General features: G+C 65.6%; 14 protein-coding genes. 4 read left to right on the top strand and 10 right to left on the bottom strand.

Annotated features, from left to right (window positions below):
• Positions 1-11 precede the first annotated feature (11 nt).
• The 8 genes from KAK11_RS12220 to KAK11_RS12185 all read right to left on the bottom strand — a co-directional run bounded on the left by KAK11_RS12220 (position 12) and on the right by KAK11_RS12185 (position 6,038).
• Entirely contained in the window at positions 12-647 is a 636-nt protein-coding gene (locus tag KAK11_RS12220) for a glutathione S-transferase family protein (RefSeq protein ID WP_210809407.1), read from the bottom strand.
• On the bottom strand, positions 644-1,522 hold the full coding sequence (yghU, locus tag KAK11_RS12215) for a glutathione-dependent disulfide-bond oxidoreductase (RefSeq protein WP_210809406.1): 879 nt from the start codon (positions 1,520-1,522) through the stop codon (positions 644-646). Before yghU ends, KAK11_RS12220 begins: the two co-directional genes overlap by 4 nt.
• A gap of 7 nt (positions 1,523-1,529) precedes the next feature.
• Complete coding sequence (locus KAK11_RS12210; RefSeq protein WP_210809405.1) at positions 1,530-1,970, bottom strand: SRPBCC family protein; 441 nt, start codon at positions 1,968-1,970, stop codon at positions 1,530-1,532.
• Between the two features lie 112 nt (positions 1,971-2,082).
• Positions 2,083-2,301 carry a hypothetical protein gene (locus KAK11_RS12205; protein ID WP_210809404.1) on the bottom strand — a complete coding sequence of 73 codons (219 nt, stop codon included), beginning with the start codon at positions 2,299-2,301 and terminating at the stop codon, positions 2,083-2,085.
• 196 nt (positions 2,302-2,497) lie between these two features.
• Entirely contained in the window at positions 2,498-3,484 is a 987-nt protein-coding gene (locus KAK11_RS12200; RefSeq protein ID WP_210809403.1) for a Bug family tripartite tricarboxylate transporter substrate binding protein, read from the bottom strand.
• Entirely contained in the window at positions 3,477-4,304 is an 828-nt protein-coding gene (locus KAK11_RS12195; RefSeq protein ID WP_310737797.1) for an amidohydrolase family protein, read from the bottom strand. Before KAK11_RS12195 ends, KAK11_RS12200 begins: the two co-directional genes overlap by 8 nt.
• Positions 4,297-5,277, bottom strand: a complete 981-nt coding sequence (locus KAK11_RS12190; RefSeq protein WP_210809400.1) for a tripartite tricarboxylate transporter substrate binding protein — start codon at positions 5,275-5,277, stop codon at positions 4,297-4,299. Before KAK11_RS12190 ends, KAK11_RS12195 begins: the two co-directional genes overlap by 8 nt.
• Positions 5,278-5,288: 11 nt before the next feature.
• Positions 5,289-6,038, bottom strand: coding sequence for a GntR family transcriptional regulator (locus tag KAK11_RS12185; RefSeq protein WP_210809399.1), 750 nt, complete (start codon positions 6,036-6,038; stop codon positions 5,289-5,291).
• A gap of 90 nt (positions 6,039-6,128) precedes the next feature.
• On the opposite strand from KAK11_RS12185, the gene KAK11_RS12180 reads away from it, so the two are divergent.
• Positions 6,129-6,719 (top strand): chromate transporter, encoded by a 591-nt coding sequence (locus KAK11_RS12180; protein ID WP_210809398.1) that lies wholly within the window; start codon positions 6,129-6,131, stop codon positions 6,717-6,719.
• Entirely contained in the window at positions 6,716-7,297 is a 582-nt protein-coding gene (locus KAK11_RS12175) for a chromate transporter (protein WP_210809397.1), read from the top strand. Before KAK11_RS12180 ends, KAK11_RS12175 begins: the two co-directional genes overlap by 4 nt.
• 13 nt (positions 7,298-7,310) lie before the next feature.
• On the opposite strand, the gene KAK11_RS12170 is transcribed toward KAK11_RS12175, so the two are convergent.
• Positions 7,311-7,913, bottom strand: coding sequence for an ATP-binding cassette domain-containing protein (locus KAK11_RS12170; protein ID WP_210809396.1), 603 nt, complete (start codon positions 7,911-7,913; stop codon positions 7,311-7,313).
• A gap of 76 nt (positions 7,914-7,989) precedes the next feature.
• On the opposite strand from KAK11_RS12170, the gene nagZ reads away from it, so the two are divergent.
• On the top strand, positions 7,990-9,057 hold the full coding sequence (nagZ, locus tag KAK11_RS12165) for a beta-N-acetylhexosaminidase (RefSeq protein ID WP_210809395.1): 1,068 nt from the start codon (positions 7,990-7,992) through the stop codon (positions 9,055-9,057).
• Between the two features lie 107 nt (positions 9,058-9,164).
• On the opposite strand, the gene KAK11_RS12160 is transcribed toward nagZ, so the two are convergent.
• Positions 9,165-12,128, bottom strand: a complete 2,964-nt coding sequence (locus KAK11_RS12160; protein ID WP_210809394.1) for an Rne/Rng family ribonuclease — start codon at positions 12,126-12,128, stop codon at positions 9,165-9,167.
• An 814-nt stretch (positions 12,129-12,942) separates the two neighbouring features.
• On the opposite strand from KAK11_RS12160, the gene KAK11_RS12155 reads away from it, so the two are divergent.
• The gene (locus KAK11_RS12155) at positions 12,943-13,896 is read left to right on the top strand and encodes an RluA family pseudouridine synthase (RefSeq protein WP_210809393.1); all 954 of its coding nucleotides are present in this window, start codon (positions 12,943-12,945) and stop codon (positions 13,894-13,896) included.
• Positions 13,897-13,898: the final 2 nt, after the last annotated feature.

Here is a 13,898-nt window from a genome sequence, read left to right as displayed (position 1 = left end):
GCAGATGATAGCTAAAGTGCCATGGCAGGCCGCTGCGCCATGTCGGCGCGCCAGCGCAGCAGATGCGGGTGTTGCTCGGCATCTGGCTTGACCTTGACCACCCGTGCAAAGTCCACTGCCACCACGGCGGTGATGTCAGCGATGCTGAACTGCTCAGCGGCCACAAAGCGGCGCCCTTCGAGGTGGGCGTTCAGCTCACTGAAGAACTGCTGCAAGCGGTGCAGGCCGCGCTCTGCCAAGGCGGGGATTTGCTCATAGTTCACCGGGCCGGGCAGCGCGCGGCGCGCCATGGCCGGGCTGCTGTTGCGCAGCGCCTCGGCAATCGCCATCAGGCCTTCAAACTCGGCCCGCCAGTGCCAACTGGCAATCTCGGCCTTGTCGGTGGGGCTTTGGCCCATCAGCGGCGGCTCGGGAAAGCGGGCTTCCAGATAGGCCGCAATCGCGGCGTTGTCGGTCAGCACCACGCCTTCTTCGGTGCGCAGCGCAGGCACCGTGCACTGGGGGTTGATGGCGCGATAGGCCTCGCCCATCTGCTCCCCCTGCCTCAAGTCAATTTGGACCGTCTCATGGGCCACGCCCTTCTCGGCCAGCAGCATCCGCGCCCGCCGGGGGCTGGGCGCGGTGGCGCAGTCGTAGAGCGTGATCATGGCCGCGCGGCCTGCAGCTTGTCTTGGGTTCGGGTGTCGAAGTCGCTGGCGTCGTGGCGCTCATGCAGTTGGCTGCTGAGCTCGCCAAAGGTGCGGTTGACCATGCGGCCCCGCTGCACCGCCGGGCGTTGGGCGATGAGATCAGCCCAGCGCCGGACATGGGTGTAGTCGTGGACCTGCAAGAACTCGCCCGCGTTGTAGAGCACGCCTTTGACGAGCGCGCCGTACCAAGGCCAGGTGGCCATGTCGGCAATGCTGTAGTCCTCGCCCGCCAGATAGGTGTGTTGGGCCAGGTGCTTGTCCAAGACGTCGAGTTGGCGCTTGACCTCCATGGCATAGCGGTCGATGGCGTACTCGATTTTGACCGGCGCATAGGCATAGAAATGCCCAAAGCCGCCGCCCAGAAATGGCGCGCTGCCCATCTGCCAGAACAACCACGACAAACACGCGGTGCGTGCTGCAGGCTCGGTGGGCAGGAAGGCGCCAAACTTCTCGGCCAAGTACATCAGGATGGCACCCGACTCAAACACCCGCTGCGGCTTGGCGCCGCTGTGGTCCACCAGGGCCGGGATCTTGGAGTTGGGGTTGGCCTCGACAAAGCCGCTGCCAAACTGTTGGCCCTCATGGATACGGATCAGCCAGGCGTCGTATTCGGCCCCGCCGTGCCCCAGGGCCAGCAGCTCCTCCAGCATGATGGTGACCTTCACGCCGTTGGGGGTGCCCAGCGAATAGAGCTGCAAGGGGTGGCGCCCGACGGGCAAGGGCTGCTCATGCGTGGCCCCGCTGATCGGCCGGTTGATGCTGGCAAAGGTGCCGCCGTTGGCTTGGTTCCAGGTCCAGACAGCGGGTGGCGTGTAGGTGTTGGCGTCACTCATGATGGGCTTACTCGACTTGGGTCTCGACCAGCTTGCCCAGCAGCAGCAAAGACTCTTGCCAGCCCACATAACAAGCCTCGGCCGGAATCACATCCGGGATGCCCGCCTGCTCAATCCGCAGATCGGTGCCCAGTGAGACGGGCTTGATCGAGATCGTGACCTCGATGGTGCCGGGCAAGCTGGGGTCTTCGAACTGGTCGGTGTAGCGCAGACGCTCGTTCGGCAGCAGCTCTAAGTAGGTGCCCCCAAAAGCATGGCTTTGGCCATTGCTGAAGTTGGTGAAGCTGATGCGAAAGCCGCCGCCGACCTTGGCGTCGAGGTGATGCACCTTGGCGGTAAAGCCATTCGGTGACATCCATTTGGCCAGCGCGTCGGCATCCAAAAAGGCACGATAGACGCGTTCGGCGGGCGCTTTGAGGACGCGGTGCAGGGTGATGGTGTGCGGCATGATGGCGGTCGGGCAGTCTGTATCCCAACGATCATACCGACTGGCCCCAAGGCCCGCAGCCCCCGCCACAATGCCCTGCGGGACGACCTGCCCCAGAGGGCCAGATGTCAGATCAGATCGAGGACAGGCGCTTGGCGGTGACGACCACCGTCTGAGTCTCCGCCACTTGCCAGGTACTGCTGCTGCCGCTGTGGGCGGCCACGGCAGCGGCGTAGTCACGGGCAGCCAGGGTGTCGATGCCGGTCAGCACACACAGCGACAGCAGGCTGGCGCCGAGGAAGGCGGTGATGCGGGCAGAGACGCTGCTGAGGACGAGGGCTTGAGCGTTCATGATCGGCTCCTTTCAAGCGGTGTTCACGTTGTCGATGGCTTGAACTGTAGAGAGCCCATCCACCCGCCGCCATGCGCTTGCGATGAGCCGCAAGGACGGCGGGATGAACAGCAGGCAGACGGGATGAACGCGATAGGGTGCGCCTCAGCACCGGTGCGCAAATAGACAGGCAGCCGATGGTTCAGCGGACACGCGCTCAGTCCGGCTTGATCTTGGCGCGTTGCACCACGGCCTTCCAGCGCTGCTGCTCCTTGGTGATGAAGGCCGCGAAGTCTGCGGGGCTGCTGCCCACGGCCTGGGCCGCATCGGCGGTGAGCTTGTCTTGCGAGCTTTGCTCCTTCACCGCCTTGATGGCGGCGTTGGCGATCTTGTCGGCCATCTCAGGCTTCAGCGTCGAGGGGGCCATCAAGCCATACCACTGCGTCATCTCAAAGCCCGGCCAGCCTTGCTCGGCCACGGTGGGCACATCAGGGAGCTGTGGGATACGCTGTGGGGTGCCGGTGGCGATGCAACGTAGCTTGCCCGTCTTGATGAACTGCAGCACCGCAGGCGCGCCGACCGAGGCCAGGTCCAGCCGCCCGGCCAGCAGGTCGGTCAGTTGCGGGCCGGTGCCGCGGTAGGGCACATGCAGCATGAAGGTCTCGGTGACCATCTTCAGGTACTCCATCGCCAAGTGCCCGGCGCTGCCATTGCCGGCCGAGCCATAGTTCAGCTTGGCCGGGTTCTTCTTGGCATAGGCGATCAGCTCCTTCAGGCTTTTGACGGGCAGATCTGGGTGCACCAAGTAAAGGCTGGGCACTTTGGCCAGCAGCGTCAGCGGCCGGAAGTCTTTGTTCGGGTCATAGGGCAGCTTGTCGAACATATAGGGGTTCACCGCCAGGGTGCCGATGTGACCCAGGATCAGCGTGTGCTCGTCGGTGGCGCGGGCCACTTCCTGCATGGCCACATTGCCCGCGGCACCGGGCTTGTTTTCGACAAACACGCTTTGGCCCAGGTGTTTGCCCATCTCGTGCGCCGTGGTGCGCGCCACGATCTCGGAGCTGCCACCTGGCGCAAAAGGCACCACCAGCCGCACCGGCTTGCTGGGCCAGGCTTGGGCCTGGGCGGCGGGCAGGATCAAGCCAGCAGCACTGGCGGCGCTGGCTTGCAACAGGGTGCGGCGATCGATCAAAGGGCTAGACATAGGGGCTGCTTTCATCAAGGTAGAGGGAGCGGGCGTTGGCTCCCCAGAGTGGGCTCATGGCCGTCTCGCCCAGGGCGGCCTGTACGGGGTGAACAAGGTCAGCATAGGTCGGCGCAGTGCCCGGCGCAAAGCTGGTGTGGGGCCAGTCAGAGCCCCAGAGGCAGCGTCGCCCAAAGAGCTGGTGCACACGCAGGGCGACGGGGTACAGATCGGTATAAGGGAACACACTGCCCAAGCGATACCAGCCCGACAGCTTGACCCAGGCACCGCGGCTGGCCAGCGCGGCCAAAGCTTGCCAGAGTGGTTCTTGATGCAGATGGTGGGCCTGCAGGCCGGCCATGTGGTCCAGCACAAAACGCAGCTTGGTCTCTTCTTGGGCCTGCGCCAAGCGTGGCAAATCCTCGGCCCGCGCGTACCACTGCACATGCCAGCCGCGGGCGCGCAAACCGGGGGCCAAGCGCGCCAAATCTGCCCAGGGCGGCCCGGCATGCCCGACGGGCGAAACCAGGTTGAAGCGTGTGCCGCGTACGCCTGCCGCGTGCAGCTCGTCCCACGGGGTGTCGCTGATGTCTGGCGGCAGCACGGCCACGCCCCGGTGCTGGCCCGGCGCTCGCGCCAGGGCGCGCAGCATCACTTGGTGATCGTGGCCATAGACGCTGGGTTGCACCAAGACCAAGCGGTTGACGCCCAGGGCGCTGGCCGTGCTTTGCAAGGTTTGGAGTGGCGCATCGGCCGGCTGGTAGTGCCCAGCTTGGACCGGCGCCTGAGCCTCAAAGACATGCACATGGCAGTCCCAGCGCTCCAGAGCGGCATCACTCACGGCTGATCTTGCGCTCACGCACAACCTTGGCCCACAGCGCCATCTGCGCCGTCAAGAAGGCTTGGGCTTCGGCCTCTTTGCCCGCAAAAACATCGCCACCCAAGCTGCGCACGCGGCCCAGCACCTCCGGGTCTTCCATGGCCTTGCGCAAGCCGGCCGCCAGCTTGGCGCGAACGGGGGCGGGCACACCGGCGGGGGCCAAGACGGGGTTCCACTCCAGCACCTCATAGCCCTTCAGCCCCCGCTCGTCCAGCGTGGGCACATCGGGCAAGGCCCGGCAGCGGCGCGTGGAGGTGACGGCCAGCGCCCGCAGCCGGCCCGAGCGGATATGGCCCAGCGACGACGCCACATTGGCAAAGAACAGCGGCACCTGTCCGCCCATCACATCGTTCAGTGCAGGCCCACCGCCTTTGTAGGGCACGTGGATCAAATCCACTTTGGCCATGCTTTCAAACAGAGCGCCCGCTAGGTGCTGGGCCGAGCCATTGCCCGAGGACGCATAGGCCAGCCGACCGGGCTGTGCCCGAGCCATCTTGAGCACATCCTCCAACGTCTTGGCTTCAAAGCTTGGCGTGCACACCAGCACATTGGGGTATTGCGCCAGAACGGCCAAAGGTGCGAAGGCCGTGGCACTGTCGTAGGGCAGCTTGTCGAACAGCGCGGGGTTCACCGCAAACGACGAGGCGTCCAGCAGCAAGGTGCTGCCATCCGCCGTGGCGCGGGCCACTTGCCCGGCGGCCAAGGTGCCGCTGGCGCCGGGCTTGTTGTCGACCACGACAGGCTGGCCCAGCGCTTCGGCCAGGCGCGGTGCCACCAGGCGTGCCATCACATCCGCACCACCGCCCGGCGGATAGCTCACCAGCAAGGTGATGGGTTTGCCGCCTGCAATGTCGGCGGCCCGCACCATGGGCGCGATGCCCCATGCGGCCAAGGCCAGCCAGTGGCGACGTTGCATCCAAGCCTTGTCATTCATGGGGTGCTCCTTCAAACAATTGAGACGGTGTAGTGAAACGCGTGAGCGTCGCCCACGGTGTGGCGCCATTCAATGCAGCGGCCACTCATGTCAAAGGCTTGGCGGCTGACACGGGCGCAGGGGTGTCCTGCTGGGAGCTTCAGGGCCCGCGCCGCACTGGCGCTGAGCTGCCCGAAGCTGATGCTGTCTACCGCGCGGTGCACATGCACGCCGCAGCGCTGCCCAAACAGCGGATAGAGCAGGTCTCCCCAGTCGGCGGTGGGGTGCTCGGGCGAGAGCAAGGGCTCAAACAAGGGCAGGGGCAGCCAAATGTCTTCCAGCAAACAAGCTTGCCCGGCCACACTGCGCAAGCGCTTCAGGTGCAAGACCGGCTCGCCCGGCCCCAGGCCCAGTGCGGCAGCCACCTCGGCCTTGGCGGCCTGAGTCTGGCGGGCCAGGATGCTGGACTGGGGTGGGGTGTCGCCGCCCTCCCCAAAGCGGAAGAAGCGGAACATGGGCGCGCCGCTGAGGCCTGGCTTCACAAACGTGCCACGGCCATGCTGGCGGTCCAAAAAGCCTTGTTCACTCAGCAGCTCTAAAGCGCGCCGCATCGTGCCCAAGGCCACACCATGCTGATCGGCCAGGCTTTGCTCAGCTGGGATGGCGCTGCCCGGCGGCCATTCGCCGCGGACGATGCGGGCCTTCAGCGCAGCCGCCAGGGCGGCATAACGGCTTTGCCCAGGCTCGTGGGTGACGGCTTGAAATGGCAAAATGGTGGACATCTATAGACCTCTAGAGGACTAGAGTATCTGCGTTTCGTCTGATGCAGAAATCAGGGAGACTACGGACATGCCCAGCCCCACTGCCTTGCCATGAGCACGCTGACCAACCAACCCGAGCGGCCTGCCTTGCCGCGTCACCCCGCACCCTTGTTTTGGGCTTTTTCTTGGATGGCTTTGCAGGGCTTTGGCGGTGTGTTGACGGTGGCTCAGCGCGAGTTGGTCGAGCGGCGCGGCTGGTTCACTCATGAAGAGTTTTTGGAAGACTGGGCCCTGGCGCAGGTGCTGCCGGGCCCCAATGTCTGCAATTTGGCGGTGGTGTTCGGTGGTCGCTGCTGTGGCTGGCGCGGCGCCGCTGCGGCGCTGCTGGGCTTGTTGACTTTGCCGCTGCTCTTGCTTTTGGTGCTGCTGCTGGCCTATCAGCAGTGGGCCAGCCTGGCGCCGGTGGCGGGTGCGCTGCGCGGGATGATGGCGGTGGTGGTGGGCCTCATTGCCGGCGCTTGCCTCAAGCTGGCCCGGCCGCTGCTGAAGCACCCGATGGGCCCGCTGTGGTGCGCCGCTGTGGCGGGCGCGGCCTTGTTGGCCATCGCCTGGTGGCGCGTGCCGCTGGTGGCCTGCGTCTTTGGCCTGGGCGGCTTGGCGTGCGTTTGGACGGGCTGGCGCCTGAAGCAGGGGGCCGCATGAGCCCGGCAGACTGGCTGCAGTGGTTGGGCTTTCAGCTCTCGCTCTCGGTGTTGGCCGTGGGTGGCGCGATGACACTGGCCCCTGAACTGCATCGTTATTTGGTGGCCGAGCATGGCTGGATCAGTGAGGTGCAGTTTGGTGCGGCCATCACCTTGGCCCAGGCGGCCCCCGGGCCCAATGTGATGTTCATTGCCATCTTGGGCTGGCAAGTGGGCTGGGCATCGGTGCCGGCAGCCGCCGGCCCGCTCTGGCAATCCAGTCTGGCGGCCATGGGCGTGCTGGTGGCGCTGGGCGGCGTCTTGGCCCCCAGCGCGGCGTTGACCTATGGCGCCAGCCGGTGGGTTCAGCGTCACCGTCAGCGCCTGGGGGTCCAAGCCTTCCAAAAAGGCATGGCGCCCATCGTGGTGGGCGTCATGCTCTCAACGGCTTGGTTGGTGGGGCAAAGTGCGGGCATCTGGGCCGAGCCCCGACTGGCGGCCTTGGCCGCCGTCAGCCTCTTGCTGGTCTGGCGCACGCAAGTCCACTTGCTGTGGCTGCTGGGCGCGGGGGCCTTGGCGGGCGCGATGGGGTGGGTGTGAGGCGATCGCGGTCTCACTCACCCAGATCCACCACCCCTGCCAGGGTCACACCCGCCAGCCCCGCGGGCAGTGCGTAATCGGCGATGACCCAGATTTGGGTGCGGCTGTCCGCCGCGTCACTCAGCAGTTCATCCAGCAAACGGCAAGAGCGCAGGTCCAGGGCGGCGTAGGGCGTGTCCAGCAAGACGAGATCGGCGCCGCTGGCCGCCGCAGCCAGCAGCCCCACTTTGCGGCGGCTGCCTGCGGAGAGCATGTAAAAGGGTTTGGGCAGGTGTTCTTCCAGATGGAGGGCCTCGCTCAAAGCGGCGGCAAGCGGACGCTGCCAAGACGGGTATCGTGCTTGTTGGGCGGCGAGCCAGGCTTGGCCAGTGGTGTGGTCCAGGGACGGGTCCACAGTGTGTTCGGCCCAGCAACTCATGGGCGGCTTGTTCAAGCGCCCACTCAGCGGCGTGCGTTGCCCTGCCAGCACCTGCAGCAGGCTGCTCTTGCCGCGCTGCTCGCCGCCACACACCCAGTTCAGGCCGGGCCCCAGGGTGAAGCTGTGGGCCGGGCCACCGGGCCACCAGCACAATTGCTCGGCGGTGATCAGGCGTTTGGATTCAGCGGCTAAAACCATGGCGATCTCGGGTGGGAATGCATAGATTGCAGCGACTGTAAACAAAGCGGCTGTCATCCCTTGGTAGCATGCCGTCATGACTTCACGCCACGCCCCTGTCATTCTTGACATTGCCGGCCCGTCACTCAGTGCCGACGACCGCCGCCGCCTTGCGCACCCCTTTACCGGGGGCGTTATTTTGTTTGCTCGCCACTGGCAAGACCGGCATCAGCTGACCAACTTGGTGGCCGAGATGAAGGCCATCCGCGAAGACTTGCTGGTGTGTGTGGACCACGAGGGCGGCCGCGTGCAGCGCTTCCGCACCGATGGCTTCACGCACATTCCACCCATGCGCCACTATGGCGAGATGTGGATGAAGGACGCGCTGACCGCCACCGATGCGGCGACGGCTGCCGGCTTTGTGCTGGCCAGTGAGCTGCGTGCCTGCGGGGTGGATCTGAGCTTCACGCCGGTGCTGGACTTGGACTGGGGCAGCAGCGGGGTGATTGGTGATCGCGCCTTCCACGCCGACGCCCGCGTGGTGACGATGCTCGCCAAGAGCCTGATGATGGGCTTGTTGCAGGCCGGCATGGCCAACTGCGGCAAGCACTTCCCTGGCCATGGTTTTGTGAAGGCCGACAGCCACACCGAGATCCCGGTGGACAGGCGCGCCAAGAAGGCGGTGCTGGGCGACGATGCCAAGCCTTATGAATGGTTGTCCAGCTCGCTCAAGAGCGTGATGCCCGCCCATGTGATCTACCCCAAGGTGGACAGCCGCCCGGCGGGATTCTCCGGCACCTGGCTGCAAGACATCTTGCGCGTGGACCTGGGCTTTACCGGCGCGGTGTTCAGCGACGACCTGAGCATGGAAGGCGCCCGCATGCTGGACGGCAAGCCTGTCAGCTATGTCGAGGCCGGTGTGGCGGCGCTGAATGCGGGCTGCGACATGGTGCTGCTGTGCAACCAAAGCCAGGTCAACGGCGGGCGTGCGGTCGATGAACTGCTGGAAGGCTTGGCCAAGGGCGCTGCGCGCGGCCAATGGGCCACCAACCCGCACAGCGAAGTGCGCCGTCGCGCCTTGTTGCCGCAGACTGCGCCCCTGCCCTGGGATGAGCTGATGCGCCATGTGCCTTATCAGCAAGCTCTGGAGCGTATGGAGGGCTGATCACCAGCTTTGCGGGTGATGTGTTCTCCCAGAGAAAAAGGCCGCTCTCAGAGCGGCCTTTTTGTTGGGGTAGTGGGCAGGGCCGGTGATCGGCCCCGTCGCACGGCTTACTGCTGTTGTTGTTGCTGCTGTTGCGCTTGCTGGTCAAACGGCAACACCAACTGGCTGAGGTCCTTGCGGGTCTCGACCAACACCAGCGGGCCTTCGTCGACCACCACCACAGGGGGCCGCTCGCGTGGCACATGCACGGGCTTGGGCTCTGCGGCGATGGCGGCTTGGGCCTCGCGGATCTTGTCGGCATCCGAGTTCACCCAGCTCAGGCCAGCACCTTCTGCAATGCGCTGCAACTCGTCCATGGCCAGCACATAGGGCTCGACACGCACGGGCTCGCGACGAGCTGCAGGGGCGGGCGCTGGTGCTGCAGCGACAGGGGCGGGCGCAGGGCTCGCCACCGGGGCGGGTGCAGGCGCAGCCGCTGCAGGGGCCGGGGCCGGTGCAGCAGCACCGTCCGCGCTTTCCCACCAGGGGCGCACAGCCGTGGCGTCGTCGGCCGCAGCATCCGCAGCCACTGCGGCGTCTTGCGCCGGGGCGGCTTCGTCGCGGCGTTCGCGGCGCGGGCGGTCACCCCGGTCACGGCCACGGCTGCGGCGGCCACCGTCTTCACCGGCTTCGGCCGCAGGGGCGGCATCCGGGCGGCTGCCCGCATCCACGCTCTGGGCGTCGGCCACGCTCAACTCAGCTTGGGGCTGGGTGTCGTTGAAGTCTTCGCCTTCTGCGCGTGCGGCGTTGTCGTCGCGGCCTTCTTCGCGGCCACCACGGCCACGGCGGCGGCGGCGGCGGCTGCGCTCAGCGTCGCTGCCGGCTTCAGGCGTGCTGCCATCAGCCTGGGGCACCAAGGCCAAGGCGTTGGCGTCTGCCGGTGCGGCGTCCGCTTCAGTGGGGCGGCTGCGGCGCTGGTTTTGGCCTTCGCTGCGTTCGGCGGCGGGGGCATTCAGGCGGGCTGCATCTGCCTCTTCCGTGCCGCGTTGCTGCTCGGGGCGGCGGTCGCCACGTTGGTCACGGCGGCCGCTGTCGCGGCGGCTGTTGCCACTGCTGTTGCGTTGCTCGTCACGGCTGCCTTCGGGCTTGTTCTCGACACGGCCTTGGCTGGGCTTGCTGTTGCGGTCACCGCGCTCGTTGCGGTCGCCACGCTCGCTGCGTTCACCGCCGCGGTCGTTGCGGTCACGGCGGCCATTGCGGGACTTGCTGTCGCGCTGGCCGTCACGGCCACCTGCGGCCGGTGCGGCCTCCGGCGCTTTGGGGGCGGCCACAGGGGCAGGGGCGGGTGCGGGGCTCGCGCCACCGAACAAGCTCTTGAGCCAGCCGAAGAAGCCACCGCTGCTGGCGGGGGCCGCCACGGGCGCTGCTGGGGCGGCCACAGCCACGGGTGCCGGAGCGGCCACGGGGGCGGGCGGCGGCACGATGGGAGCCGGCTGGTCGGGCAACACGCCCTTGATGACCGGCTCTTGCTTGGGCTTGGCCTTCTCGCGGCGGGAGATGGCGACTTCGTCGTCCGGCTCCTCGATCATGGTGTAGCTGGCTTGCAGGTTTTCCAGACGCGGGTCGTCGTGGCGCAGGCGCTCCAGCTTGTAGTTCGGGGTCTCCAGGTGCTTGTTGGGCACCAGCAGCACGGTGGTGCGCTGCTTGAGTTCGATCTTGGTGATTTCGGTGCGCTTCTCGTTCAGCAAGAAGGAGGTCACTTCCACCGGCACTTGCACGTGCACGGCGGCGGTGTTTTCCTTCAGCGCCTCTTCTTGGATGATGCGCAGGATCTGCAGCGCCGAGGACTCGGTGTCGCGGATGTGGCCGGTGCCATTGCAGCGCGGGCAGGTGATGTGGCTGCCTTCGGAGAGCGCCGGGCGCAGGCGCTGGCGGCTCAGCTCCAACAGGCCGAACTTGGAGATGGAGCTGAACTGCACGCGGGCGCGGTCAAAGCGCAGCGCGTCTTTCAGGCGCTGCTCGACCTCACGGCGGTTCTTGCTCTCTTCCATGTCGATGAAGTCGACGACGATCAGGCCGCCCAGGTCGCGCAGGCGGCACTGGCGGGCGATTTCATCGGCGGCTTCAAGGTTGGTTCGGGTGGCGGTCTCTTCGATGTCGCTGCCACGGGTGGCACGGGCCGAGTTGACGTCCACGGCCACCAAGGCCTCGGTGTGGTCGATCACGATGGCGCCGCCCGAAGGCAGGTTCACCGTGCGGCTGAAGGCCGTTTCAATCTGGTGTTCGATCTGGAAGCGGCTGAACAGCGGCGCGTCGTCGCGGTAGCGCTTCACACGTGCGGCCGACTCCGGCATCACGTGGTTCATGAACTGATGCGCTTGATCGAAGATGTCGTCGGTGTCGATCAAGATCTCGCCGATGTCGGCGGTGAAGTAGTCGCGGATGGCGCGGATGACCAGCGACGACTCTTGGTAGATCAGGTAGGCTCCCTTGCCGGCTTTGGCCGCGCCGTCAATGGCGTCCCAGAGCTTGAGCAGGTAGTTCAGGTCCCACTGCAGCTCGGCAGCCGTGCGGCCGATGCCAGCGGTGCGGGCAATCAGGCTCATGCCCTTGGGATATTCGAGCTGGTCGAGGTTTTCTTTCAGCTCTTCGCGCTGCTCGCCTTCAATACGGCGGCTGACGCCACCGCCGCGCGGGTTATTGGGCATCAGCACCAAATAACGACCGGCCAGGCTGACAAAGGTGGTCAGGGCTGCGCCCTTGTTGCCGCGCTCTTCTTTTTCGACCTGCACCAACAGCTCTTGGCCGTTGCTGATGACGTCTGAAATCTTGGCGTCGCGGACACTGACGCCTTCTTTGAAATAGGACTTGGAGATTTCCTTGAACGGCAAAAAGCCGTGGCGGTCTTCACCGTAATCGACAAAGCAGGCTTCGAGCGAGGGCTCGACGCGGGTCACCACCGCCTTGTAGATATTGCCTTTACGTTGTTCGCGGCCTTCGATTTCGGTCTCGAAATCCAGCAGCTTCTGGCCATCGACGATGGCCAGGCGACGCTCTTCAGGTTGCGTCGCATTGATCAGCATGCGCTTCATGTGCACTCCTTCCACGCGTGCTGGCCTGAGTGTTCACAGGTCAGCACGACTCACGTGAAGGCCCCACACGGCAACGGGGGTTGCCGGGCGAAGCCCCAACCGATGCACGAAAAACAAGCGTTGGCCGGTGGAAGGAATCGCCCTGGACTGCTTTTGGATTGCGGGGTTGCCTAAAAAGCAGGCAGCTCAGCAAAGCAGCGTTGGCGCATGCGCGGAAGGTTTGCCCCAAGGCTCTGGCAGGCTCTCTCGCTCCAAGCAGGGCTGGTAGAGCGCCCGGCTTGGCCCACCGCAGCGCTCGGGCTCGGGCCTCGTCGGCGCAATGCCGGGGCCTGCCATGGGCGGGTGGGGGTGGTGGAGGGAGTTCATGCAGGAGCGATGAAAACGAAACTTCTTTGCGCGCGAGCCCGGCGTGCCCTGACACTTTGCGAAGTGCTGGGGCGCATCGTGCTCGTCAAAAACCTTTGGGTCTCCCGGCATGGCACAAGGCCCACGCGCCGGGGACGGCACATCCATTGTTCTTCTGCCACCCTTGAATTTGCAGCCGACGGTCACATCGGGACCCGCCATTCCGCCTCTCCAAAAGGTGTTGCATCACCTTTTCAATGCGCTTTACGGCGCATCGGCGCACGATATCCCTGTAAGAGCCCGGGTAAACTCAGAATAATCAAGCACTTACAGCTCAATCGTGGCGCAGCCCATTATAAATGCGAAATCCCGGCGTCCTGCCGTCGATAACAAGGGCGCCAAATCAGGGGCAATCCCTAGGCCTAAGGCCCTTGCGGTGGCGGCAACGCCCGCAGCGGCACAAGTGCGCATGGTCACGATTGATGAAGGCAGCGCCGGGCAGCGCCTGGACAATTTTTTGCTGCGCGAGCTCAAAGGCGTGCCCAAAACCCATGTCTATCGCATCATCCGCGCGGGCGAAGTACGGGTGAACAAGGGCCGTGCTCAGGCCGACACCCGGCTGGCGCTGGACGATGTGGTGCGCGTGCCACCGGTTCGCGTCTCGGCCACCGCACCCGGCGGCGAGGCCGCAGCGCCGCCAGCCCCGGCCCGCCAGTTCCCCATTCTTTATGAGGACGACCACCTGCTGGTGATCGACAAACCCTCTGGCGTGGCCGTGCATGGCGGCAGCGGGGTGAGCTTTGGCGTGATCGAGCAATTGCGCAGCGCCCGGCCCGAGGCCAAGTTCTTGGAGTTGGTGCACCGCCTGGACCGCGAAACCTCGGGCCTGCTGCTGGTCGCCAAAAAGCGCAGCGCCTTGACCAAGCTGCAAGACCAGTTCCGCCAGCGAGAGACGGGCAAGACCTACGCCGCCCTGGTGGTGGGCACCTGGCCGGCCAAGCTCAAGGTCATTGACGTGCCGCTGCACAAGTTCTTGACGCCGGAAGGTGAGCGCCGCGTGCGCGCCACCACGCCGGAGGACGACAACGGCCAGCGCTCCATTTCGCTGGTGCGGGTGGCGCGGGCTTTTGAGGGCTACACCTTGCTGGATGTGACCATCAAGACCGGCCGCACCCACCAGATCCGTGTCCACCTAGCCCACAGCGGCCATGTCATCGTGGGTGACGATAAATACGGCGACTTCTTATTGAACAAGGCCCTGGCGCGTGGCGATGGACTGGCGGGCTTGCGCTTTGAGCGCATGTTCCTGCATGCCCGCCGCCTGGCCTTTGACCACCCTGCCAGCGGGGAGCGCATTGAGCTGAAGGCTCCTTTGCCGCCTGAATGCGCGACACTGCTGAGCCGGCTGTCTGACCCCCATTGAAA

The organism is Ideonella paludis, from assembly GCF_018069865.1.
Lineage (GTDB): Bacteria > Pseudomonadota > Gammaproteobacteria > Burkholderiales > Burkholderiaceae_C > Ideonella > Ideonella paludis.
Note: the sequence above shows the minus strand (reverse complement) of the source record. Positions and strands in the feature narration are given on the sequence as shown.